General features: G+C 27.0%; 24 protein-coding genes and 1 other RNA gene. 14 read left to right on the forward strand and 11 right to left on the reverse strand.

What is annotated here, in order from left to right; translation table 11 throughout:
• Positions 1–15: 15 nt before the first annotated feature.
• Entirely contained in the window at positions 16–1,578 is a 1,563-nt protein-coding gene (locus h2es_RS01625) for a coiled-coil domain-containing protein (protein WP_154510796.1), read from the forward strand.
• A complete protein-coding gene (locus h2es_RS01630) occupies positions 1,571–2,233 on the forward strand; it encodes an outer membrane protein (RefSeq protein WP_195909947.1) in 663 nt (220 codons plus the stop codon). Before h2es_RS01625 ends, h2es_RS01630 begins: the two co-directional genes overlap by 8 nt.
• A 13-nt stretch (positions 2,234–2,246) precedes the next feature.
• Here the strand turns inward: h2es_RS01630 and h2es_RS01635 are convergent, their stop codons facing one another.
• The 5 genes from h2es_RS01635 to h2es_RS01650 all read right to left on the reverse strand — a co-directional run bounded on the left by h2es_RS01635 (position 2,247) and on the right by h2es_RS01650 (position 7,014).
• Positions 2,247–3,125 (reverse strand): glutamine synthetase, encoded by an 879-nt coding sequence (locus h2es_RS01635; RefSeq protein ID WP_230204227.1) that lies wholly within the window; start codon positions 3,123–3,125, stop codon positions 2,247–2,249.
• Complete coding sequence (locus tag h2es_RS07870) at positions 3,116–3,304, reverse strand: hypothetical protein (RefSeq protein WP_326844984.1); 189 nt, start codon at positions 3,302–3,304, stop codon at positions 3,116–3,118. Before h2es_RS07870 ends, h2es_RS01635 begins: the two co-directional genes overlap by 10 nt.
• A gap of 92 nt (positions 3,305–3,396) precedes the next feature.
• Positions 3,397–4,539: a radical SAM family heme chaperone HemW gene (hemW, locus tag h2es_RS01640; protein ID WP_154510800.1), complete on the reverse strand. Its 1,143-nt coding sequence runs from the start codon at positions 4,537–4,539 to the stop codon at positions 3,397–3,399.
• Positions 4,532–6,067, reverse strand: a complete 1,536-nt coding sequence (lnt, locus tag h2es_RS01645) for an apolipoprotein N-acyltransferase (protein ID WP_154510803.1) — start codon at positions 6,065–6,067, stop codon at positions 4,532–4,534. Before lnt ends, hemW begins: the two co-directional genes overlap by 8 nt.
• Positions 6,068–6,102: 35 nt before the next feature.
• The gene (locus h2es_RS01650) at positions 6,103–7,014 is read right to left on the reverse strand and encodes a divergent polysaccharide deacetylase family protein (RefSeq protein ID WP_154510805.1); all 912 of its coding nucleotides are present in this window, start codon (positions 7,012–7,014) and stop codon (positions 6,103–6,105) included.
• 137 nt (positions 7,015–7,151) lie between these two features.
• On the opposite strand from h2es_RS01650, the gene motA reads away from it, so the two are divergent.
• The 4 genes from motA (at position 7,152) to h2es_RS01670 (ending at position 11,402) form a co-directional block, all read left to right on the forward strand.
• Positions 7,152–8,012 carry a flagellar motor stator protein MotA gene (gene motA / locus h2es_RS01655; RefSeq protein WP_154510807.1) on the forward strand — a complete coding sequence of 287 codons (861 nt, stop codon included), beginning with the start codon at positions 7,152–7,154 and terminating at the stop codon, positions 8,010–8,012.
• Positions 8,013–8,015: 3 nt separating this feature from the next.
• On the forward strand, positions 8,016–8,858 hold the full coding sequence (locus h2es_RS01660) for a flagellar motor protein MotB (RefSeq protein ID WP_154510809.1): 843 nt from the start codon (positions 8,016–8,018) through the stop codon (positions 8,856–8,858).
• A 122-nt stretch (positions 8,859–8,980) separates the two neighbouring features.
• Positions 8,981–10,789 (forward strand): translational GTPase TypA, encoded by a 1,809-nt coding sequence (gene typA / locus h2es_RS01665; RefSeq protein ID WP_154510811.1) that lies wholly within the window; start codon positions 8,981–8,983, stop codon positions 10,787–10,789.
• Positions 10,790–10,964: 175 nt separating this feature from the next.
• On the forward strand, positions 10,965–11,402 hold the full coding sequence (locus tag h2es_RS01670; RefSeq protein WP_154510813.1) for a hypothetical protein: 438 nt from the start codon (positions 10,965–10,967) through the stop codon (positions 11,400–11,402).
• A gap of 97 nt (positions 11,403–11,499) precedes the next feature.
• Here the strand turns inward: h2es_RS01670 and h2es_RS01675 are convergent, their stop codons facing one another.
• A complete protein-coding gene (locus h2es_RS01675) occupies positions 11,500–12,783 on the reverse strand; it encodes a bifunctional folylpolyglutamate synthase/dihydrofolate synthase (protein WP_154510815.1) in 1,284 nt (427 codons plus the stop codon).
• Positions 12,784–12,862: 79 nt separating this feature from the next.
• On the opposite strand from h2es_RS01675, the gene kdsA reads away from it, so the two are divergent.
• From kdsA to h2es_RS01700, 5 genes are all read left to right on the forward strand, one after another.
• Positions 12,863–13,702, forward strand: coding sequence for a 3-deoxy-8-phosphooctulonate synthase (gene kdsA / locus h2es_RS01680; protein WP_126045143.1), 840 nt, complete (start codon positions 12,863–12,865; stop codon positions 13,700–13,702).
• The gene (smpB, locus tag h2es_RS01685) at positions 13,699–14,166 is read left to right on the forward strand and encodes an SsrA-binding protein SmpB (protein WP_126045144.1); all 468 of its coding nucleotides are present in this window, start codon (positions 13,699–13,701) and stop codon (positions 14,164–14,166) included. Before kdsA ends, smpB begins: the two co-directional genes overlap by 4 nt.
• A gap of 89 nt (positions 14,167–14,255) precedes the next feature.
• On the forward strand, positions 14,256–14,651 hold the full coding sequence (locus h2es_RS01690) for a response regulator (RefSeq protein WP_153183772.1): 396 nt from the start codon (positions 14,256–14,258) through the stop codon (positions 14,649–14,651).
• Positions 14,652–14,660: 9 nt separating this feature from the next.
• Positions 14,661–15,584 carry an L-histidine N(alpha)-methyltransferase gene (locus h2es_RS01695; RefSeq protein ID WP_154510818.1) on the forward strand — a complete coding sequence of 308 codons (924 nt, stop codon included), beginning with the start codon at positions 14,661–14,663 and terminating at the stop codon, positions 15,582–15,584.
• A gap of 8 nt (positions 15,585–15,592) precedes the next feature.
• Positions 15,593–16,801: a sensor histidine kinase gene (locus h2es_RS01700; RefSeq protein ID WP_154510820.1), complete on the forward strand. Its 1,209-nt coding sequence runs from the start codon at positions 15,593–15,595 to the stop codon at positions 16,799–16,801.
• Positions 16,802–16,858: 57 nt separating this feature from the next.
• Here h2es_RS01700 and h2es_RS01705 read toward each other — a convergent pair whose 3' ends face one another.
• From h2es_RS01705 to h2es_RS01725, 5 genes are all read right to left on the reverse strand, one after another.
• Entirely contained in the window at positions 16,859–17,701 is an 843-nt protein-coding gene (locus h2es_RS01705) for a DMT family transporter (protein ID WP_195909948.1), read from the reverse strand.
• A gap of 178 nt (positions 17,702–17,879) precedes the next feature.
• A complete protein-coding gene (locus tag h2es_RS01710; protein WP_154510824.1) occupies positions 17,880–18,245 on the reverse strand; it encodes a hypothetical protein in 366 nt (121 codons plus the stop codon).
• A gap of 99 nt (positions 18,246–18,344) precedes the next feature.
• A complete protein-coding gene (gene hemC, locus h2es_RS01715; protein WP_154510826.1) occupies positions 18,345–19,238 on the reverse strand; it encodes a hydroxymethylbilane synthase in 894 nt (297 codons plus the stop codon).
• A 5-nt stretch (positions 19,239–19,243) separates the two neighbouring features.
• A complete protein-coding gene (locus h2es_RS01720) occupies positions 19,244–20,911 on the reverse strand; it encodes a ribonuclease J (protein WP_154510828.1) in 1,668 nt (555 codons plus the stop codon).
• Entirely contained in the window at positions 20,912–21,955 is a 1,044-nt protein-coding gene (locus h2es_RS01725; RefSeq protein WP_126044912.1) for a rod shape-determining protein, read from the reverse strand.
• Positions 21,956–22,087: 132 nt separating this feature from the next.
• Between h2es_RS01725 and rnpB the strand changes: the two genes are divergently transcribed.
• The 3 genes from rnpB to lptB all read left to right on the forward strand — a co-directional run bounded on the left by rnpB (position 22,088) and on the right by lptB (position 23,658).
• An RNA gene (rnpB, locus tag h2es_RS01730) (RNase P RNA component class A) lies at positions 22,088–22,449 on the forward strand.
• 17 nt (positions 22,450–22,466) lie between these two features.
• The gene (locus h2es_RS01735) at positions 22,467–22,961 is read left to right on the forward strand and encodes an LptA/OstA family protein (protein WP_154510830.1); all 495 of its coding nucleotides are present in this window, start codon (positions 22,467–22,469) and stop codon (positions 22,959–22,961) included.
• Positions 22,948–23,658 (forward strand): LPS export ABC transporter ATP-binding protein, encoded by a 711-nt coding sequence (gene lptB / locus h2es_RS01740; protein WP_126044910.1) that lies wholly within the window; start codon positions 22,948–22,950, stop codon positions 23,656–23,658. The genes h2es_RS01735 and lptB overlap by 14 nt, the downstream gene beginning before the upstream one ends.
• Positions 23,659–23,679 lie beyond the last annotated feature (21 nt).

A 23,679-nucleotide genomic window follows, 5' to 3' on the forward strand; every position in this document is an offset into this window, starting at 1 on the left:
AAATAAACAAATATCATGGGGTATCATAATAAAGGTAATGTACAAAAAAATTATGATCGATTTATAGATAGAACTTGTGATATATGTAATGAATATTCTAGCACTAATCCAGATGAAATTGAGCAATTAAAAAAGCAAAGTAATTTGCATAGCAATAATTATAAATTGTGTGTAGGAGATAAAAATGCCTTATTATTATCTTTTACAAATTATAGGTCAGATTCAGAAAAAAAAGCTCAAGATTTCCAGTCTCAAATAGATGATATTGAAACTGAGTTATCTAGAAGTACTGTTTTATTAAATACAAAAAGTAGGGAACTACAAGATTGCAATGATCATAAAGATAATATAACAGCCCAAATTAACGAATTAAGAGTTAATTTACAAGAATTAGATGCTAATAATACAGATTGTCATAATTCTCTTCAATCAAAGGTAGATGAAAATAAAAGAATTAAAGATGAGAAAGATGTATTAGAAGATAGCTATCAGGATCTTCAAAGTGATCTTGAATTGAAAAAACAACAAAAAGATAAATGTGAAGAAGAAAAACAAGAATTAGTTAGTAAGGATTCAGATACTAAAAATAAATTAGAAGAGCTTCAAGCTAATTTTGATAAAATTTCTCAAGAAAAAGAAGATATTTCTACAAGATTAGCTCTACTAGAATCGGATATAAAAATTTGTCAAGAAAATTTAGGAAAAGGATGTAAGAAAGTAGAAGATAATTTAAAAAGTGAGGTTACACGTTTAGAAAATGAATTGAGTAATGTAAGAATTGAGCTAAACCATTGCAGCTCAAATTTAACAAAGACAACTGAAGATAAAGATATATTAACAAATACTAATATAAGCTTAAGTAAAGAGCTTTCTGATAAAAGAATTGCTTTAGAAGAATGTCAAAATGACTTAAAGAAAATTAATGATAAAAGTGAAACGCTGAAGCAAAAAATAGAAGAATTAACTCAAAAAGTAAATGATCAGGAAGCGGAAATTTTACCATTAAAAGAGAGTAAAGCAATTTTAGATGCTAGAAATAAAACTCTTACAGTTGATTTTAATGAATGCAAGGGAAATTTAAGTAGTTCTAATGAATTACTTAGCAATAAAGAAGAAAGAATAGTTGAACTTAGCGATAAAATATCAAGATTGGAAACAGAGAAAGAAAATTATAAAGTAAAGTTGTTAGAAGCAAAGCAAAATAAAATGGAAGGATACAAGGCGTCGTGTGATTTAATGCATGAAAGATATCAAAATTATTATGATGGTGCAACTAGCCATAAGTCTTTTTTTGATAAATTAATAGACCATTTTATATCAAGTTGGTTTTCTACTAGATATAGTGATACTAAATTAATATGGGAAGAAAGTTCATTGAAAGGTTTGCTTTGTATTTGGCAAAAAGAAGGCATTGTTAGAAGTGAAGCAATAATTAAAGTGAAAAATACAGATAATTCAATAGAAGAATATGAATTGAAAAGTATGTGTACAAATAAGGATTTAATTGAAAATTTTAATAAGGATATATTGAACCCTTGTGGTGATGAAAGCAACATATGGAACTATAATCATGACTAAAATTTCAAAAATTAATTTTTTATTTGGTATTATAATATTATTTTCCTTAAAGCAATTTTCATGGGCAAATGATACGTATATTAAAGTAGATTATGGTATTCCTTATTATGATAAATTATCTGATGATTATGAAAATAGTAGGTTAAAAAAGGGGCAATTTTATGGTATTGGCGTAGGATATAAATTTGATAATAAATTTAGAAGTGATATTACATTATTTAAATTAAATGACGCTAAATTTTCTTATAAATCTGCTTTATTCGAGAGTAATTTTAATGTTAATAGTACTATTATTATGGGAAATTTATATTATGATTTTCTAGATAATAAAACTTTTAATATTTACACTGGTTTAGGTGCTGGTTTTAGTAAAAATACTGCTAGTATGTATTTAAGTGATATGGGGGGGCATTCATCTGCAATTCCTATATATCAAAGATATAATCATAAAAACACAAATGATTCTTTTGCATATAGCTTTACGATTGGTACTTCAATGAAAGTAACAAATTCATCATTTATAGATTTAGGCTATAAATATTATAATTTAGGTAAAATTAAACATAAAAAGGATAAAAATTTACCAATAAGTCAAAATATTGAATCGAAACATAAGATACATGTTATGAGTGTTGGTCTTAGAATTCTTATTTAGTATTAGGAATTATTTATGCCAAGTTATTGCAGATAGTTGAGATTAATTGAGTGGCTACTGCATATGGATCTGCATTTGCTCCTGGTCTTCTATCTTCTATATAACCATATCCCTTTAGTGCAACTGAACGAGGTATTCTTATTGAACAGCTACGATTTGCATCTCCATGTGAAAAATTATTGATGTTTGCAGTTTCGTGCTTGCCAGTTAACCGCTCCTCTAGTTTGTCTCCATAAACAGCAATGTGTTCAATATGTTTTTGGCTTAAACGTTCTATAGCTTCATCTATTGTTTTTTTACCTATATTTGGGTTACGCATATTTTTTGTTGAAAAATTAGTATGCATACCAGCTCCATTCCAATCACCTTTTACTGGTTTAGGATCTAAAGAAATATGAATATTATATTTTTCACTAATACGATGTAAAAGCCAACGTGCAATCCATGTGTGATCTGCTACTGTTAGAGCATCAGTAGCTTCTTCATTGAAACCACGATATCCTGTTTGAAATTCCCATTGACCTGGCATAACTTCTGCGTTCATACCATAAAATATTAGGTTTGCTTCGATACAAAAATTTGCATGCTCTATTGCAAGTTCTCTACCAAAAATTTGTTCTGAACCTACGCCACAATAATATGGTCCTTGTGGAGCTGGATATCCGTGTTCTAGCCATCCAAGAGGCACATTATGTTTAAACATTGTATATTCTTGTTCAAAACCTATCCATGGTTGATGTTCTGCTCCTCCTGAATTTAAGATTTTTCTCAATTTAGCACGAGAATTTGATTTATGTTCAGATCCATCAGGATTTAACACCTCGCATAATACTAGATAGCCACCCTTCTGACAAATAGGATTATTGGTGAAATTTACAGGTTTTATATACAATCTGAATCTTTTCCTGTGGCCTGCATAGTAGATGAACCATCAAAATTCCAATGTGGAAATGAATCAATATTTGGGTTCTTAGGTAAAAATATAACTTTGGATTTAGAGCGGAGCTGTTTTACAGGAGAATTTCCATCAATCCAGATATATTCACAGATTTTTAAACTCCCTGTTCCCACTTGTAATAGTAAATTTTGATTTTATTAACAAAGGTATAAGAGGGATTTATTAATTTGTCAACATCTGTTATGGAGTCAGGATGAATATATGACTAATAAGTATCATTTAATAGTATTTCAATCACACTATTTAGTAATAATCTTCCCTTTAATGTGCAAGTTATAAAATTGTTATTGATTTCTTTGATTAATCCATGTTTAACTAGTTGTTTGAGAGATTTTTTATTTGGAATTTTTGATATGTGCAATCCTCTATTTAATCTTAACCCCATATTTAAAGTATCTATTAATTGCTCATTGTCACTTAATTTTTTTTTAGATTGAATAGGCTTTTGATTTTTAATAACCAAATATTCAATCCATTTTGTAGGATTATAATAATTGATTGTTGAATGTATTTGATCGTTAAGCTTATATCTTCCATGAGCACCTGGACCAAGCCCTATATAATCCTTAAGAAGCCAATATACCATATTATGCTTGCATTTGTATTCAGGTTTTGAAAAATTAGATATTTCATATTGGATCATTCCTTTAGATTTTAATATATTGTAGGTAGATTCATACATCTGAGCTGAAGTATTCTCAGTTGCCATAGTAAAAGTATTGGATTTAAAATCATTATAAAATTGGGTGCCCTTTTCTATTGTTAATTGGTAGCATGAAATATGATAATCAACATATTTAATTGCAGCATTTAATTCATTTTCCCACTCTTCTATACTTTGATTTGGTAAACAATATATTAGATCAAAAGAGTAATTATTAAAAATATCTTTTGCTAATTCAATTGCTTTTAATCCATCTTTATTAGAATGAGAGCGTCCTAAAAATTTTAAATTCTTAGTTCTTAAGCTTTGTATACCAATTGAAATTCTGTTAATTCCTGCAGATTTAAAATCTAAAAATCTATCTCTATCTATAGAATTAGGATTAGCTTCTAATGTTATCTCTGTATTATCAGAAATAATAGCTAAATAATTGATTTTTTCTAAAATTACTTTAACTATTTTAGGATTCATTAAAGATGGAGTTCCTCCACCAAAAAATATTGAGTTAATTTTTTTACCCTTAATTAAATCTTTATTAAAATCAATTTCTTTGATATATGCATGTGACCATTGATCATAGTCAATTTTTGATGATTCATGGCTATTGAAATCACAATAAGGACACTTAGTTTTACAAAAAGGCCAATGAATATAAATAGATAATTCGCCTAAGCTATTAGTCATTTCTAGTTAAGTTAGACCTAAAAATGTATACTAAGGCTAAAAAAATAACATATAGGGTAAATATTGCTGGTATAATATATTCATGTATCTTATAAAAAAGAGTTGGTTTTCTTAATTTAGGTGGAATTATACCATCAATTACTGCTTCTCTGCTTAAATGTGTAGTTTTTACTATATCTCCATATGCATCAATTATCCCTGATAAACCAGTATTTGCGACTCTAATAACTGGCAAACCATATTCAATAGCTTTAATGTTAGAAATTATAAAGTGTTGATAAGGGCCAAATGTATCCTCAAACCATGCATCATTAGTAACATTTAAGATAAACCTATATTTGTTAAATGAAGAGAGTGAAAGATGTTTTTTATCAAGGGTTGATTCAGAGCAAATTAAAGGTAAAAAACTAATATTATTGTCTAAATTTATTATATTACCTTTTTTACCTGTAGAAAAATCTTCTATTCCTGGTGAATTAGCGATTTTATGAATAATTTTATTAGCAGTTTTTATTGGCATATATTCTCCAAAAGGAACTAGAATTCTTTTGTCGTAATGACCTAAAATTTTACCATTACCATCTATGCTAATTATTGAATTATAACTTAAAACTTCTTTATCCAATTGCTCTATTCTATCTGTTCCAAATATTAAGGCTGATTTTCCGTCATTATTGTGAGGCACAAAATTTTTAAGTGTTTGTAACCAATTAGAATCTTTAAAAATTGTATATGGAAACGCTGATTCAGGCCAAAAAACATAGTTAATGTTTTTAAATCCTTTAGATAATGTTAATTTAGATAATTTTTCAAATATATAAGTTTGTTTCTCGGAATTTCCAAAATGAAAATCTTGTATATTAGGTTGGATAATTCTTATATTTATTACTTCTTTATCATCTAGTTCATATTGTTTGTTTTCTTTTCTAATTTCACCTACTACACTTATAAATAAAAACATAATTATATTAAATAAAATAAATAATTTATTTTTCGAAAACAAACTTAGAGAGAAGACTATAATCATAAAGCTGGCTCCATATGAGCCAACAAAAGATAAAATATTTTTAAACCATGGCATAGATATTGATGAATAACCAAGCAATCCCCAGGAAAAAGGAAAAAACATTTCACATCTTAAATACTCAAAAATTACCCATAAAAATGCAAAATTTATTGAGTATATAACATTATTATGCCGTACATATTTTGAGCATATTGCTAATATTCCTATTGCGATAGCAAATGGAATAGGAACTATAGTTGATAAAATAGGAACTGCCCATTCTAAATTAATATTAGCTTTATAAATTGAAAATGGTATCCAATAAGTTTGTATTACATAAAATCCATATCCAAATAGTAGTCCATTAAAAAAAAGTATTATATTGCTGTTATATTTTTTTAAAATTATTGAAAAAAAGCCTACTGAAATTATAAAAGGAAATGCTGAAATTGGATAAAATGCAAAACTAAGTGATATTCCTAATAGTAGAGAAATTAAAAAATAAAAACCATAATACTTCATTTAATTGCCATTTTTGTTAGTACTATCTATTTTAGTTATTTATTAATTTTATTAACTAACGTTGTTATATTTACTATATTAAATTTTAGGCTTTTATCAACTTCTTTAACCCAATTATTAAGAATATCAATATTATAAGAACTAGCTTTGATAATTCCTACAGAATATCCTTTAGCACTAGAAATTTCTTTTAAATATTCAAGTTTAGTAATAAGTTGATTTTTTGATAAAGAATTACCAATTATTATATTGGCTTTTAAAATTCTATCGTTTATTTTATATTTTGTAGCAAGATCCATAAATGGTTTTACTTCTTTAGGATCATTATATAATATCAACTTATTTGTTGGATTAACTTTTTTAAGTAAAAAATTAAGGTCATCAATTTCATCTGTAAAAGACTCATATAGTTCAGTATAGACACCTTTAAAAAGATTAGCTTTTGATAAAATAAAATCCAATCTTTTAGAATTCTCTTTTTCTCCTAAATTACATATTAAAGAATAAGGGCCACTATCATGAAAAAAATAATCATAAGTTTCCATAGGAATGTTCATAAATATATCTCTATTAATATTATTTAAATAATCAAAATTATTTAAATAAGAGGAAAAGCCTAAAGAAATAGATTGAGGAAGTTTATTTATTGCTTGGTTTGTTACTTCATTATTAATACCAAGTCCAACTATTAGTATTGCTATTTTAGGACTACTTTCTAAAGTCAATTTATCTGCATAATCTTTAGCTAATTTTTCTGAGTCTATGTTTTGTTTATGTTTTATTTTATTATCTATGAAAGTATTTTGACCTTCACTATTAGTTTTATTATTAAAAACAGAGTTTATAAAATAAAATGTAAACCCTAAAAAACATGAGAAAATTAATAAAAAAACAAAAATAGTAAATACACTATATGATGATTTTTTTATCCTAGAAAACTTTTTCATATACACTACTTAAATACAAATTTTTAAAGTTTAATGTAATATTAACATCATTAATTTAGAAATATCAAAATAATTACTTGATTTAGATATAATTTAATTTAACTTTAATATAAATAAATTTATAAAAATATTAATAAATGTTTTATATAGGGTTGGTTTGTCTGCTAAGTTCTGTTTTTATAGGGTATTTAGCTATAGGTGGAAATATTGAAGTATTATTTAAACCATCTGAGTGGATTATTATTATTGGTGCTGCAATTGGAAGTTATATTATTTCCAATCCTCCAAATGTAATAAAGGAAATGCTTGCTTCATTAAAAAAATTAAATAAGAAATCACCTCATTCAAAAAAAGAATACCTTGAGCTTTTATCATTTATGTTTAGTTTTTTTAAATTTTCGCACTCTAATGGTTTAGTAGAATTAGAAAATCATATTGATAATACGGAAAAAAGTGAGCTTTTTAATTCTTATCCAATAATGCATAAAGAAAAAGATGCTAAAGAGTTTTTTTGTGATTATTTTAGGGTAGTAGTTCTTGGTTTTGAAGATCAAATGGAATTAGAAAATATGATGGAAAATGACATTGAAAGCAGAAAACATCATGTGCATGCTATTTCACAATCTTTAATTAGAGTTGGAGATTCACTTCCTGCTTTAGGAATTGTTGCTGCTGTTCTTGGAGTTATAACAGCCATGGCTTCAGTTGGTTCTGATCCAAGTGTATTGGGGCCTAAAATTGCTTCAGCTTTAGTAGGTACATTTATTGGTGCTTTTTCAGCATATGGTTTGGTGAATCCAATAGGATACTTTATATCAAAATATAAAGAAGATGAGATAAAATTTTTGGAATGCATAAAGTCTGGTATAGTAGCGCATATAAGTGGATATCCACCATCGGTATCTATTGAATTTGCAAGACAAGGAATTCCTAAAGCTCATAAGCCAACTTTTGAGGAAGTTGAATTAGAAATTGAAAAAAGAACTACAAGCAAATAATAAATGCAAAAAAATAAATTACAAACTAGAATTATAAGAAAAAAGAGGTTTAATAATCGAAATGATTATCATGGTGGTTCATGGAAATTAGCTTACGCAGATTTCGTTACTGCGCTTATGGCATTTTTTTTGCTTTTATGGTTGTTAAGTGCAACTCCAAATAAAAAATTACAAACTGTAGCTCAGTATTTTATACCTACATTAAGTTTTTTACAAAAAGAAGTTAAAAATAAAGATAATGATTATCAATATAACAATAAAATTGGTATTCAATATGGAGTTGAGCGTGTTGGTGATATTGTGGATGTGAAGAAAGAAGGTGAAAAAATTAATGTTGCAGAGATAAATAATAAGATTTTTTCAAAAATAGAGTCTCAGATAGATAATTTAATTCAAGATAGTCAAGGTATACAGCAAAATATTTCTTATAAAAACACCTTAAATGGTTTAGAAATAACAATTAATGATCAAGACAAACATCCACTTTTTCAAATAGGAAGCTCAGAACTAACTGACTATGCAAAAAACCTACTTGATAATATTATAAAATTTATAAAATTTTCTCCTAATCTTATCCAAATTAGTGGATATACTGATAAATCAAATCAGAGTCCGCTTGTAAAATATGGTGATTGGGAACTTTCCTCAGATAGAGCTGATTCTGCTAGAAGATACTTGCTAATAAAGGGCATTTCTCCTGAAAGAATTCATTCTCTTATTGCTAGAGCAGATACAGATTTAATTGACCAAGATAATCCATATTCTTCAATTAATAGAAGAATTACTATCACCTTATTAAGAAAAGAAGGAGCTGCAAATTACAAAATTGCAACACCTATGGATTAATTGTTTTATAAAAAGTTACTGTTTCACATCCACTTTTATTTCATATCCACTTTTACTTGACGATTTTAATATTATTATATATTAATAACCACTTATTATGTGTTTATTTTATATAACAATTAATGGCTCAAATTCGTAATATTGCAATTATTGCACATGTTGATCATGGTAAAACCACACTGATTGATAATATGCTTCAGCAAAGTGGAACATTTAGAGAAAATCAAGATGTTGAAAAAAGAATAATGGATTGTAATGATTTAGAGCGTGAAAGAGGAATTACAATTCTTGCTAAATGTACATCTATGAATTATGGAGATATTAAATATAATATAATAGATACTCCAGGTCATGCAGATTTTGGAGGAGAAGTAGAAAGAGTTCTGTCAATGGTTGATGGTGCTATATTATTAGTTGATGCATCAGAAGGAGCAATGCCACAAACAAAATTTGTATTATCAAAAGCTTTATCTATTGGATTAAAGCCTATTGTAGTTATAAATAAAGTTGATAGGTCTGATAGTCGTATTGATGAAGTTTTAGATGAAGTATTTGATTTATTTTGCTCACTAGATGCAACTGAAGAGCAATTAGATTTTCCAATTTTATATGCCGTTGGAAGAAATGGTTGGGCTTCTGAAGAAAATGAAATAGGTAAAGATTTAAAACCATTGTTTTCCATAATAAAAGATCATGTTTCGGAGCCAAATGTAGATAAATTAGCACCTTTTTCAATGTTAGCAAGTATATTGACTTCAGATCCATATGTTGGAAGAATTTTAATTGGAAAGGTATATTCAGGGTCTGCTAAAGTTGGTGACAGTGTGAAATCACTTGATTTAAATGGAAATATTATTGAAAACACAAAGCTTACAAAACTTTTTGGATTTAAAGGAATAGAAAGAATACCAATCGAAGTTGCAGAAGCGGGAGATATTGTGGCAATTTCTGGTATAGAAAAAACTTCTGTAGCAGATACAATATGTAATAATACTATAAAAATCCCTATACAATCTACCCCTATTGATCCGCCAACTATGGCTATTACAATGAGCGTTAACAATTCTCCTTTAGCTGGTCTTGAGGGTTCAAAAGTTACTTCAAGAATAATTTTAGATAGACTTCAAAAAGAAGCAGAAAGTAATATAACTATAACTTTAAAAATTTCAGATAATGGAGAAAATTTTGAGATTGGTGGTAGAGGTGAGCTTCAATTAGGAGTTCTTATAGAAAATATGCGTAGAGAAGGATTTGAAATGTCAGTATCAAGGCCACGAGTTTTATTTATAGATGATGAATTTGGTAAAAAACTAGAGCCTATTGAAGAAGTTGTAATAGATGTTGATGAGACACACAGTGGCATAGTAATTGAAAAGCTTTCACTTAGAAAAGCAGAGTTAAAAGAAATGAAGCCATCAAGTGGTGGTAAAATTAGATTAATTTTTCATGTTCCATCTCGTGGTTTAATTGGTTATCAAAATGAATTTCGCAATGATACAAGAGGTACTGGTACTATCAATAGAATATTTCATTCTTATCAAGAATATAAAGGAGAAATTATATCAAGAAGAAGTGGCGCTTTAATTTCAAATTCTAATGGTGAAACAGTTGCGTATGCTTTATGGAATTTAGAAGATAGAGGTGATTTATTTGTAACACCAAAGATTAAAATCTATGAAGGGATGATAATAGGCGAGCACAATAGAGATAATGATCTAGAAGTTAATCCAGTTAAAGGCAAGCAGCTTACTAATATGAGAGCTTCTGGAACAGATGAAAGTATAAAGCTAACCCCATATAGAGCATTTACACTTGAAGAAACTTTATCTTATATCAAAGACGATGAACTTATAGAGGTAACTCCAAAGAATATTAGACTGAGAAAGGCCATTTTATGCCCTCATGAAAGAAAAAAAGCATCTAGGAAATAAACTATTTTAAAACATAATAAAAATAGGTCATAGTAGTACTAAGGCCACAGCGGATGATCTAAAATCAATTTTTGAAAAAAATGTAGTAGGTGGATTAGCCCCTTATGGTTATGAGGATACTTACAAAAAGTTAAATAAAGTAAATAATATAGATTTAATAAAATATATTGCTTTGATGGAAAAAAATGAAGGTGGTATGCTGGAAGCTGGAGGAAGTAATTATGCTTTATTTAATGAAATATTAGTGCATGAGCATAGTGAAAAAGTGTTGTTTAATAAAGTTAATATATTTTTTAACGATGATCTTGTTGATAGTAATTTAAAAAGTAAAAATGGTAATGCGTACTATTTGAAAGAAGAATACTTAGAAAAAGCTATGCAAGAAGCTCTTAGTTCCTATAAAAAAGCAAGTGTTGATAAAACTCAAACTCCTATGACTTTTCAAGTTGGTGCAGAAGTTGATCAACCAATTACAATTGATTTTGATAGTATTGATGAAACTCTAGGTGATGAGCCAGTAACTTGGTCGCAATATATTGCAAAAGGTATGAATTACTTATTTGATACATTATCAAATTATGTAAATGGCGACTCAGAGATACAGGATATTTAAAGTTAATTAATTTAGTGCTAATGCGATGTAAGATTTATATCGCGTTATTTTTCTACCAAACTCATTCTAAAGTTTATTATAATAGGATCTTTTTATCCTAAAATAATTTTTTTAAATCTGCAGTCAAATATAATGATCCACAAATAATAACACGTATAGAATTGCCTTTGCTTAGTTTATTGCACAACTGCAAGGCTTCTTTAAGAGATTTACATTCAATTGATTTTATACCAATGTTATGTGCAATATTTTTTATTTTTTCAGGATTTTCACTGTCTGGTTCCCATTCAACTGGTACGGCTAATACATATTCTACTTTATCCTTAAATGGCAGCAAAAAACCTTTTATATCTCTATTTCTAGTTCTTGCATTAATTAAAAATGTAGGCATTTTAATAAAAGTATCAATTGTGGCAGCTATCATTTGTGCGCCTAGCTCATTATGGGCGCCATCAAGCCATATTTCGCTATTTTTAGGTAATAGGGATAGGATCGTCCCATTTTGCACTTTTTCCATTCTTGATGGCCAATTAGCACTTATAATACCTTGCTTTAAGTTATTAAAGTTTATTGTAAAATTTCCATTTAAATTTCTTGCAGCACATATTGCTGTTGAAGCATTAATTATTTGATGTATACCTATTAAATTAGGCATTGGAAAATCAATAATTTTATCATTAACTAGATCAAGGAGTTGAAACCCCTGCTCTATTTTTTTGAAATTCCAATCTTTTTGACAAGCGATGGTTTTTGCTCCAATCTTATTACATTCATTAATTAGGTAATTTAATACTTTAGTCTCTTGCCAACTAATAATACATTTTGAATAATTTTTTATTATGCCTGCTTTTTCACTAGCTATATTTAATAAATTATTGCCCAAGTACTCCATATGATCATATGATATTGGCGTTATAATGCTCATTAATGTATTTTCCATAATATTTGTTGCATCATACCTTCCTCCTAAGCCAGTTTCTAATAATACAATATCTGCATGATATTTGGAGAAAGCTAAAAATGCAGCGCCTGTTGTAGCTTCAAAAAAAGTCAAATCCAATCCTTTAGCATTAAATCTACACTCTTCTATAACCTCGTAAAGCTGGTTATCAGTTATTTTATTATCAGAAATTACTATTCTTTCGTTAAAGTTTAATAAATGTGGAGACGTATATTGATGAACCTTGTACCCTGCACTATTTAAAATAGATTTTAAAAATGCTATTGTTGATCCTTTACCATTAGTGCCTGCAACATGAATTACAGGAGGTATTTTTTTTTCTGGATTACCTAATTTTTTTAGTAGGGATTTAATTCTTGTTAGTCCTAAATCAATATAATCTCTGCCAAATTGCTTTGGCCAATGAGGCATTTTTACCATAAAATTCTTTTAAAATTATTGAGCTAATAGATAATTTAGCATATAAATATGAAAAATTCTAAGTTCATTAAAAAAGTAAATGAGTAACTGTAAACAAATCAATATAGATAATAACTTTAAAATTTCCAATGATCTTCCAATTACTTTAATTGCAGGACCATGCCAACTAGAATCTAGAGATCATGCACTTTATATGGCTAGATATATTAAAAAAATAGCAGATGATAACTCAATTAACATGATTTTTAAAACTTCATTTGATAAGGCAAATAGAACTTCAGCAACTGCTAAAAGAGGTATAGGATTAGATGAATCAATCCCCATATTTGAAGAAATAAAAAAAGAAATTGACTGCCCTATCCTTACTGATGTTCATTTACCTGAACAATGCAGTCAAGTATCAGAAGTTATTGATATATTACAAATACCAGCATTTTTATGTAGACAAACAGATTTACTTATTGCAGCAGCAAATACTGGTAAAGTAATTAATGTTAAGAAGGGGCAATTTCTTGCTCCATGGGATGTCCAGAATATAATTAATAAAATTGTTTCAAACGATAATGAAAAAATTTTATTAACAGAACGTGGAGTTTCATTTGGATATAATACTTTAATAAATGATATGAGAGGTTTGGAAATAATGAAAGAGACTGGTTATCCAGTAATTTTTGATGCCACTCATTCTGTTCAACAACCTGGGGGTCTTGGTAACCAAAGTGGTGGGCAAAGGCAGTTTATAAAACCTTTAGCAAGAGCTGCTACTTCTATAGGCATTGCGGGGTTATTTATTGAAACTCACGATAATCCAGATAGTGCTCCTAGTGATGGTGCTTGTATGTTACATATAAATGATTTAAATCAATTGCTTAAAGAAATTAAAGAATTTGATAATATTGCTAAAAAATATATCGCATGAATAAAATTAAACATGAAATTCAAATTATTGCTCAAAATAAAAAAGCTTATCATGAATATCTAATTGAAGATAAAGTTGAAGCAGGTATTGTTTTAAAGGGTTCAGAAGTTAAATCACTAAGATTTTCTAAAGCAAGCATAAATGAATCTTATGCAAATAATATTGATAATGAAATTTTTATTTTAGGAGCTAATATTCCCGAATATAATAAAGCAAAATCTTTTAAACATAATCCTAAAAGACAACGAAAGCTACTATTACATAAAAAAGAAATAAATAAGTTAGTAGGATTAATAAAACGTAAAGGCTATACTTTAATACCTTTAACACTCTATTTTAACAAAAAAAATATAGCTAAAATATCACTAGGACTTGCTAAAGGGAAGAAAAAGCACGATAAGAGAGAGGCAATAAAACAAAGAGATTGGGAAAGAGATAAAGCTAGAATTTTTAAAAATAATTAAAATATTTAAATGTATTTTTACTAAATTTTTATTTGATTTTACATAATATTTTACTTAATGTAAATCAAGTGTTTTTAAAAGTATTAGTGGTGTCAAAACATATTTTTATTATAGAAGATAATATTTTTATAGCAAATATGGTATGTGAGATCTTCAAAAATAATGGGTTCCTAACAACACAGTTCCATAGTGGTGAAGATTTGCTGAAATTTCTCTCTGAAACTAATGATATAAAAATTGATTTATTTTGGATTGATTATATTATGTTGGGAATTAACGGTTTGGAATTGGCTGAGACATTGCAATTAGATAATAGGTTTAAAGATATTCCAACAGTTTTATATACTCAAGATAAGGAGTTGCCATATGTTGGGAATGATAGGTTCAATGTATTTGATGCGATTTTATTTAAAAATACAGAAAGCACAGAAATAATAAAAGTAATCAATAAACTAATTGATAAAAATAATAAAGTTAAAACTTAGAGGAAGAAAATGGAAGATAATATATTAAAAGATTTTTATGATTTATTTGCTTATAAAAAAACAGGTCATCTTACTAAATATGGTTATTTAGGAAAAGTTGATTACTATAAGCAAATTCTTGAAAAAGAGGAAAAATATTATGTATCTAAAAGTGAAATAGAATTAATTCACAATTCAAAAATAATGTCCGACATTATAAAAGATTATAGTATTTTTTATGAAATAGGACCTGGCCCAAGATATGCAATATCAAAAAAAACAATTCCTTTTTTAAGTCACTCAAATAAACTAAAAAAATACTATGCTATAGACTGTCATAAAGAATATGCAAATGCTGCAGCAAATGTGGTATCTTCTTATTTTAAAGATATAAAAGCTAAAGGTATATGTCTTGATATAACAAAAAAACATAATTTATCAGTTGAACCAAAATCTTGTGTGTTTATGCTTGGTACATGTTTAGCTAATTTAACTAACGAAGAAAATATTAGTATATTAAATAGTATAAGAGTATTGTTATGTGAATCATCAGTTTTTATAATCAGTTTTGACACTACACAAAATAAGCAAGTTATATATGATGCTTATAAAAATAATTCTGTATATCAATTTTATCTTAATATGTTGAGAGTATTTGGTAAAAGCACATTATCTAAAAATTTTGACCCAGAATTATTCTCTCATCTATGTGAAATAGTAGAAAGTAGTGATGATACTAAGATGCAAGGTAAGTTAGTAGCTAATAAATCTCAATCTTTTACTCTTGGTAATGATATAATTTCTATTGAAAAAGGTGCCCAATATCACTTAGTTAATTCAAGAAAATTTAAAAAAAATTATTTACAAACATTATTAAGCTTTTGTAGATTTAAGGTAATAGATGTAATTAAGCAAAGTAATAATAATTTAGTTTTTTTTATATTGAAGAAATAAGGATTGAAATGTCAGTAAATTTAGAGCGTCCATATTTTCTTTTTGGAATTTTTCTTTTTGTTAGTAATTTTATTGTCATAGCTTTAAGCATAACAGGTAATGATATATATCAAACAAAAGAATCTATTACCCTTAGAGGGGTTGCACTTTGTTTATCTATACCATTGTTACTTAAAACACATTGGCCAAAATTTTTAAACAAATACTCAGCTATATATTGGTATATATGTATTTGCTTTAGTATTTCTTTTCTTGGATTATACACTACTTTGTTAAATAAAGGAGATATATATTGGCTATTTAATTGTTTTGTTGGTCTTGTTTGGTCTTTTATTTTATTAGAAAAATTAGAGGTTATATTTGTATTCTTTATAGGCAGTATTGCAGCTTTAATAATATATAAAATATTTCATGGGCAGATAATTTGGATAACACCATTACATTATACAGTTGCTGCAATTATCTCATATATTTGGACTATAATATTCTTATCCTTATTTTTAACAGGAAAAAGAGAGATAATGGAAAAAATAACAAAAGAGAAAATTAATACGATTTCTACATTAAGCAAAGCAATAGCACATGATGTAAATGCTCCACTATCAGCTAATAATATGGGATTAGAATTAATAGAAAAAGGATTAAAAGTAGGTAATAAAGAAGGTATAATGAATTATATTAATAAGATGAAGCAGTATAATAATCAAGCAATTCAAGACATTAATATTATGCTTAGCTCAATAAATATAAATGATAATTATAAGCCAGATGATTGGGGAGATTATTTTATAATTGATTGCATTAATAATGCAATAGCTGCCTATGACATGATAAAATTACAAAAATCAGATATTTATTTTTTAGATAAAGATAATATACATAAAGATTTTAAATTTTTGGGATCACCAACATTATTGCAACATATTATATCTAATTTAATAAATAATTCTTTTAAATATGCGGGAAATAATGTAAAAATTGAAATTTTTTTAAATAAAGAGAATAGAGAAGTACATATTAAAGATAATGGAAATGGAATAAAACCAGAGATCTTGAAAAACTTATTTAGTGATTATCAAACTTCATATAGTACAAAAGTGAGTGGACATGGAATAGGATTAAGTTTTTGTAAAAAAGCAATGGGAATTATGAATGGAGATATTAAATGTTATTCTAATGAAAATAAAGGTACAGAATTTATATTAAGTTTTTTTTAAAAAGTTTTATATAAATAATATATCTACATACTATATCTTTTTATAACAATTATATTATTATTTAAATTTAAGTATAACATAAAGTGAAGTTGGAATTATTATTGATGCTCCAATTAGCATATTATAACTTGGTATATCATTAAAAATAAAATATCCAAGTATTATAGAAAATATTAACTCTATATATCTTAAAGGTGCAAGAACTGATGCTTTAACAGTATCAAAAGCTTTAAGAATACAAAAAAGGATTAAATTACTGCCTATTCCCAATATAGTAAAGTAAAAAATATCTTTACTTGTAGGAACTTTAAAGCCATTTAACAATGGAATAAATAATATTATAGTTGTAAATAAGGAAGAGTAAAATAACATACAAAGCATTTTTTCTTTTGTAATATATTTTTTATTAATAACGTCAAGTGTAGCAAAAAGTATTGCTGCAATAACAAATAGATATGAGTTAGAAGTAAATTTTATGCTATGTGGAGATATTGTTATATATATTCCAATCATACTAATAAATGTTACAATCCATAATACAAATGATACTGATTCTTTTAAAATTAAAGGTGCTAAGATTAATACAAATATAGGGATAGTAAAACTAATTGTAGTAGCTATTGCCACTTGAGAAGATTGTAATCCACTGATCCATAAAAATATTGCTAAAGATAATAAAATTCCCCTTAAAAAATGTAGTTTTATATGTGAAGTTTTTATAGATTTTAAACCATAAAATATAATAACAGGTAAAAAACTTATAGTTCCAAAAAGAAATCTGTAAAAGGAAATTTCAAGTGATGATAAATTATTGGCATAAATATACTTCGCTATAATATCATTTATACAGCTAATAGCTAAGCTAACTAAAAACCATGCTATACCAATAAAATATTTCACATGCAAACTAATAATATAAAAAAGCTATTTTAAACATGTATGTTTTAAAATAGCTAGATAAATTTCTAAAAAAATATGTAGAAATTATATTAATAATAGTTTTGTTATCTAGATGTAAAAATAGCTTAATTATTAGATATAATAATTAAGCTATTTTGAATAAAGTATATAAATTTACTTATTTACTATTCATAGTTGTGTTTGTTTGGCCAGTACTATAATTTTGTTGATTAGTCATTTGTTGACTATTTTTATTAGATGATTGAGTTGTTGATGTATCATTGTTCATTTGGTTGTTTGTATTGTTAGTACCCTGAACAATTACATTATTACCTGTATTTTGATTCTGGTTTTGATCATCATCAGTACTTTGAGTACTAGTGGTATCACTACTATCATCTTGATCAGAATTAGTATTATTCTGATTTGTTAGGTCGGATGATTGAACCTGCTTTAAATTATTATTATTTTGAGCAGCATGTAAATTTGCTGTAGTAAGTATTAATGCTAGCCCTAAACAAATTGATATATCTTTATAGTTCATGTTAAAAACCCCATTTTAATAAATTATAATATAAAGCTAAAAGCTACCACACAATCTATATTATTGGTAGCTTTATTTTATACATCAAATATAAAATTTTTAATAAAAAAGCATTCTCTTTATTTTATCAGCAGATTTTTTTCCTAAATCATTTCCAATACCTTCATTACCTTCTTCAATAGTATAAAATTGCAAATCTCCATTTTCACTAAAATATCCAGATTTTAACATTAATTTATCACCAAAAATAGTGCAATAAGATGCAATTGGAGTAGAACAATCACCTAGAAATGATTTTAAAAATGCTCTTTCTGTATTTATAGCTATTTGAGTTTTTTTATGATTCAAAGGTTCTAAAAGTTTTATAATTTTAGCATCATTAATTTTATTTTGGACGCCTATTGCACCTTGAGCAATAGCTGGTAACATTTCATCGATTTCAAAATAGTGATTGATATGCTGAGTTAAATTATTTCTTTTTAATCCTGCAGCTGCTAAAACTATAGAATCTACTTCATTATAGTTTAATTTTTTTAACCTAGTATTAATATTACCTCTAATATTTTTAACTACCAAATCAGGCCTTAAAGCTAAAATTTGCCCTTTTCTTCTTACAGAAGATGTGCCAATAGATGCTCCTTTTGGTAATAATAAAAATGATCTATATTTAGTTGATATAAATGCATCTCTTGGGTCAGAGCGTCTTAATATACAATTAATTTCTAAAAATTTATTTTCATCTGCAGGTACATCTTTCATAGAATGAACTGCAATATCTGCATATCCATCTATTACTGCTTGTTCAATTTCTTTTAAAAACAGTCCTTTGCCTCCAATTTTAGATAAAGAATGAGTAAGCAATATATCACCTTGAGTTTTTAATTTTATTAATTCAATAGTTAAATGCTTATGATAAAATTTTAATTGATTGGCAACTATAATTGCCTGATTAATAGCAAGAGGACTACTTCTTGTTGCTATTTTTACTAACATAAAATCTAAATAAAAAATATATTGATATTTATTAAAGGTGATTTATTTATAAGCTTTTTGATATGCTTCTTCAGTGAGAATTCAATAGAATTTTTGATTTTATTTTTATCTAAAGTTGATATTTCTTTAAATGTATCAAAAATATCAAGTTTTAGCTCATCCAATATATCTTGGTCTAAGTTTTCTTCTAAAATACCTGGAGCAACAACATATAGGTGATTAATATTTTTTTTCTTTTTATCTATTATCATAGAAATAAATAAAGCTCCATTATCTCTAAGTGTTTTTCTATTTTTTATTATAATACTATCTGAATTTAAAATTAAATTTCCATCAATAATATAATATCCAGATTCAACTTTACCTATTTTTTTTGCTTCATCATTGTCAAATATAATTACATCACCGTTTCTAACACTTAATGCTTGTTTAATTCCTAAATTTTTTGCTACCCTACAATGTTCATTAAGATGTATTGCTTCTCCATGAACAGGTATTGCTATTTTTGGCTGAATAAGTTTAAACATTTTTTTTACTTCCTGAGCAGATGGATGTCCTGAGACATGCACAAATTCATTTGCCTCATTTAAAACATTAACATTCATTTCAGCAAGTTTATTAAATAAATTATATATATTTTTTTCATTTCCAGGGATAATTTTAGATGAAAAAATTACTACATCATCTTCTTGTAAAGAGATTTGAGGGTGTTTTTTATCTGCTATTTTAGTAGTCATAGCTAATGATTCACCTTGGCAACCAGTACAAATAACAACTATTTCATTACGCTTAAATTTTTTAAAATGCTTTTCATCATATATAATCGTATCTTGTAAATAACCAGCTTCTTTAGCAGCTAGATACATTTTCCATAATGATCTTCCTTGCAAAATTATCTTTCTTTTAGCTTTCTTAGCAGCATTAACCATTGATAATAATCGTGCCACATTTGAAGCAAATGTTGTTATAATAATTAATTTGCCAGTGTGCGTACAAAGTAATTTTTCTAAGTTTCGGCCAAGTTCACCTTCTGAAACAGAATGATCTTTATGAAAAATATTTGTTGAATCTCCCACTAAAGCCAAAATTCCTTTTTTGCCAATATTTTCAAGTGTTCCTTCATCAGTTACTTCTCCAATAACTGGTTCATTATCAAATTTCCAATCTCCTGTATGAAATATTTTTCCTTTTTCAGTTTCAATTAATAACCCATTCATTTCAGGTATAGAATGTGTTATTGGAATAAAAGAAATTTTAAAATTTTCTAATGTAAATGTATTATTAGATTCAACTTCGTTAAATTTCATATTTTGAGTTAAACCATATTCCTTACATTTTGATTTGACTATTAAAGATGTAAATTTTGTTGCATAAATTGGACATCCAATCTCTGACCAAAGATATTGTATTGCTCCAATATGATCTTCATGAGCATGAGTTAACACAATTCCTAAAATATCTTTTTTAATTTCCTTGATGATAAAATTAATATTGGGCACAATAATATCTATTCCAGGTAAATCTAAATCTGCAAATCCTAATCCTAAATCTACAATTATCCATTTACCATTGAAATGATAGAGATTTAAATTCATACCTATTTCACCAGAACCTCCTAGTGGAATAAATATTAGTTCTTTATTTAATTTTTTAAAATTTATATTAGAATTCATTTAATCTTGTTGAAATAATACATGTCTGAAATAAGAAAAATCTTCTAAAACTCTACCAGTTCCAAGTACAACACAATGAAGAGGCTCATCAGCTACTTGAACCTTTAAACCAGTAGTTTCACTTATAACTTTATCTAAATCTCTTAAAAGCGCACCACCACCAGTAATAATTATTCCATTATCGGCAATATCTGAAGAAAGCTCTGGCGGTGCCTTTTCAAGCACTAATTTAACAGCATCTATAATTTGTGCAATTGGGTCAAATATGCTTTCAGCCATTATAGTTTCTGTTAATACTATTTCTCTTGGTATCCCAGTTACTGCATCTCTACCTTTTATCGATATGCTTTTTTCATCTTTTTTATTTGGTTTTTTAGCAGTTCCAATTTCCTTTTTAATTCTTTCTGCAGTTGAATCACCTATATAAAGACCATGATTTTTTCTTATATATGATATTATTGATTCATCTAGAGTATCTCCACCTACTCTAACTGATTGAGCGCAAACAATACCACCTAAGGATATAACACCAACTTCAGTTGTACCGCCTCCTATGTCAACAACCATAGAGCCTGTAGCTTCGGTAACTGGAAGATTAGATCCAATTGCAGCAGCCATTGGTTCGTATATTAAATAAACTTCTCTAGCTCCTGCACTCTCTACAGCATCTTGTATAGCTCTTCTTTCTACAGGAGTGGAGCCATATGGTACACAAACAATTACTTTTGGTTTAGCAAAAAAACTTCGTTTTTTATGTACTGAAGTAATAAAATATTTTATCATTTCTTCAGCACCTTTAAATTCTGCAATTACTCCATCTTTTAATGGTCTAATGGCTTTGATATCTGCTGGAGTCCTACCCAACATTGCTTTTGCCTCATTGCCAAATGCATATGGAATATAAGAACCTTTTTCATGTAGCAATGAAACAACTGATGGTTCATTAAGTACTATTCCTTGATTTGGAACATATACTAATGTATTTGCTGTACCAAGATCAATTGCCATATTGGATGAAAATAATCCTAATAAGGATGAAAACATATAATTTAATATTTAGTTATTTTTTAGTGTCCAAATTAATTAACGTTGGAATATCTATTGTTTATTCTAAAAATCACTTTTTTGCAAACTTAATTGTAGATTTTTTTCTTAATTTATTTTAATTTATAGCTATCAGGTAGCTAGATGGTTGCTGTAAATATAGTTTTTTACAGAGGAAAGTCTGGGCTTCATGGAATAATAGAGCTGGATAACTCCCAGCAAAGGTAACTTTAGGGAAAGTGCCGCAGAAAATATACCGCCTGTTAAATTGGTAAGGGTGAAATGGTAAGGTAAGAGCTTACCGATCTTTTAGTAATAAAAGATGCATGGTAAACCCCTCTAGAAGCAAGATCAAGTAGTGTTTTTTTTAACTTTATTCCAAGTTTTAAACACGGGTAGATTGCTAGAGTTTAATGGTAACATTAAATCGAGATGAATAACCATCAGATACATTATAGTATCTACAGAACCCAGCTTATAGGCTGCCTGTTGTTTTATATTTATTTAAATTATGATACTAAGATTAAATTTTATATTATTCATATTACTTGTAACATTAGATTTAAATTCCTATGCATTTAATTTAAACAATGGAGAAATTAATATTGAATCTAATAATTTAAATGTTAATACAAATGCTAAAACTGCAGAATTTATTGGTAATGTTATTTTACAGCAAAATAAAGTTAAAGTTTTTAGTAATAAATTATTAATTACAACTCAAAGCAATGAAATAGAACAAATCGTTTTTTTAAACAATGTAAAATTTCAAATAGGTAATAAAATTATATTGGGAGATAAAGCTGAATATAAAAAAAAGGATAATATTTTAAAAATTATTAATAATGTTAAATATATAAATAACCATGATAATGAAATTATAGGGGATTTATTTACATATAATTTTAACAATAAAATTTCTAAATTAAGTTCTGATTTAAAAGATAAAAGTAAAAATAAAAGAGTTAAAGCAAAATTTAAAATAAACAAAGATGTTAGTAGCTGAAAATTTATTTAAAACGTATTCTAAAAAGAAAATTGTTAATGATGTAACAATATCTGTTAGCAACTCAGAGATTGTAGGTTTGCTAGGTCCTAATGGTGCAGGAAAATCAACATCATTTTATATTATTTCTGGTTTAATAAAACCTGATGTAGGAAAAGTATTTTTTAATGGAGTTGATATAACAAGTTTATCTTTATCATATCGTGCAAAATTAGGTATTTCGTATTTACCACAAGAAATATCAATTTTTAGAAATATGACGGTTCAAGAAAACCTGATGACTGTTTTAGAAATAATAGAAAAAGATAAAACAAAAAGAGAACAAAGATTGGAAGAATTACTTGCTGAATTTTCTATAGATCATCTAAAATTTTCGCATGCAATTTCTTTATCTGGGGGTGAAAGAAGAAGGTTGGAGATTGCAAGGTGTGTAGCAATGAAGCCAAAATATATTTTACTCGATGAGCCATTGGCAGGAATAGATCCAATCGCAATTGAAAATATAATAGATTTAATTAAAAATTTAAAGAAGCAAAAAATAGGAATTTTAATTACTGATCATAACGTTAAGGAAGCACTTGCTTTAGTTGATAGAGCATACATATTGTATAATGGTAGTGTAATTGCATGTGATGATAGTAAGAATATAATCAAAAACAAACAAATAAGAAGAATTTACCTTGGAAATAATTTTTAATAATAATATACTTTATACAAA

This window comes from Rickettsiales endosymbiont of Trichoplax sp. H2 (genome assembly GCF_009690945.1).
In the GTDB taxonomy this organism is placed as follows: domain Bacteria; phylum Pseudomonadota; class Alphaproteobacteria; order Rickettsiales; family Midichloriaceae; genus Aquirickettsia; species Aquirickettsia rohweri.

What these genes read in the sequence shown, in the direction of transcription:
- h2es_RS01725 (WP_126044912.1), bottom strand. Translation starts at nt 21,955, where the DNA reads ATGTTTTCATCCTTATTAGGATTATTTTCATCCAATATGGCAATTGAT.
- h2es_RS01695 (WP_154510818.1), top strand. Translation starts at nt 14,661, where the DNA reads ATGGAAGATAATATATTAAAAGATTTTTATGATTTATTTGCTTATAAA.
- lnt (WP_154510803.1), bottom strand. Translation starts at nt 6,067, where the DNA reads ATGAAGTATTATGGTTTTTATTTTTTAATTTCTCTACTATTAGGAATA.
- motA (WP_154510807.1), top strand. Translation starts at nt 7,152, where the DNA reads ATGTTTTATATAGGGTTGGTTTGTCTGCTAAGTTCTGTTTTTATAGGG.
- smpB (WP_126045144.1), top strand. Translation starts at nt 13,699, where the DNA reads ATGAATAAAATTAAACATGAAATTCAAATTATTGCTCAAAATAAAAAA.
- h2es_RS01625 (WP_154510796.1), top strand. Translation starts at nt 16, where the DNA reads ATGGGGTATCATAATAAAGGTAATGTACAAAAAAATTATGATCGATTT.
- h2es_RS01660 (WP_154510809.1), top strand. Translation starts at nt 8,016, where the DNA reads ATGCAAAAAAATAAATTACAAACTAGAATTATAAGAAAAAAGAGGTTT.
- h2es_RS01630 (WP_195909947.1), top strand. Translation starts at nt 1,571, where the DNA reads ATGACTAAAATTTCAAAAATTAATTTTTTATTTGGTATTATAATATTA.
- h2es_RS01710 (WP_154510824.1), bottom strand. Translation starts at nt 18,245, where the DNA reads ATGAACTATAAAGATATATCAATTTGTTTAGGGCTAGCATTAATACTT.
- kdsA (WP_126045143.1), top strand. Translation starts at nt 12,863, where the DNA reads ATGAGTAACTGTAAACAAATCAATATAGATAATAACTTTAAAATTTCC.
- hemC (WP_154510826.1), bottom strand. Translation starts at nt 19,238, where the DNA reads ATGTTAGTAAAAATAGCAACAAGAAGTAGTCCTCTTGCTATTAATCAG.
- h2es_RS01650 (WP_154510805.1), bottom strand. Translation starts at nt 7,014, where the DNA reads ATGAAAAAGTTTTCTAGGATAAAAAAATCATCATATAGTGTATTTACT.
- h2es_RS01675 (WP_154510815.1), bottom strand. Translation starts at nt 12,783, where the DNA reads ATGGTAAAAATGCCTCATTGGCCAAAGCAATTTGGCAGAGATTATATT.
- typA (WP_154510811.1), top strand. Translation starts at nt 8,981, where the DNA reads ATGGCTCAAATTCGTAATATTGCAATTATTGCACATGTTGATCATGGT.
- h2es_RS01670 (WP_154510813.1), top strand. Translation starts at nt 10,965, where the DNA reads ATGGAAAAAAATGAAGGTGGTATGCTGGAAGCTGGAGGAAGTAATTAT.
- h2es_RS01720 (WP_154510828.1), bottom strand. Translation starts at nt 20,911, where the DNA reads ATGAATTCTAATATAAATTTTAAAAAATTAAATAAAGAACTAATATTT.
- lptB (WP_126044910.1), top strand. Translation starts at nt 22,948, where the DNA reads ATGTTAGTAGCTGAAAATTTATTTAAAACGTATTCTAAAAAGAAAATT.
- h2es_RS01735 (WP_154510830.1), top strand. Translation starts at nt 22,467, where the DNA reads ATGATACTAAGATTAAATTTTATATTATTCATATTACTTGTAACATTA.
- hemW (WP_154510800.1), bottom strand. Translation starts at nt 4,539, where the DNA reads ATGACTAATAGCTTAGGCGAATTATCTATTTATATTCATTGGCCTTTT.
- h2es_RS01700 (WP_154510820.1), top strand. Translation starts at nt 15,593, where the DNA reads ATGTCAGTAAATTTAGAGCGTCCATATTTTCTTTTTGGAATTTTTCTT.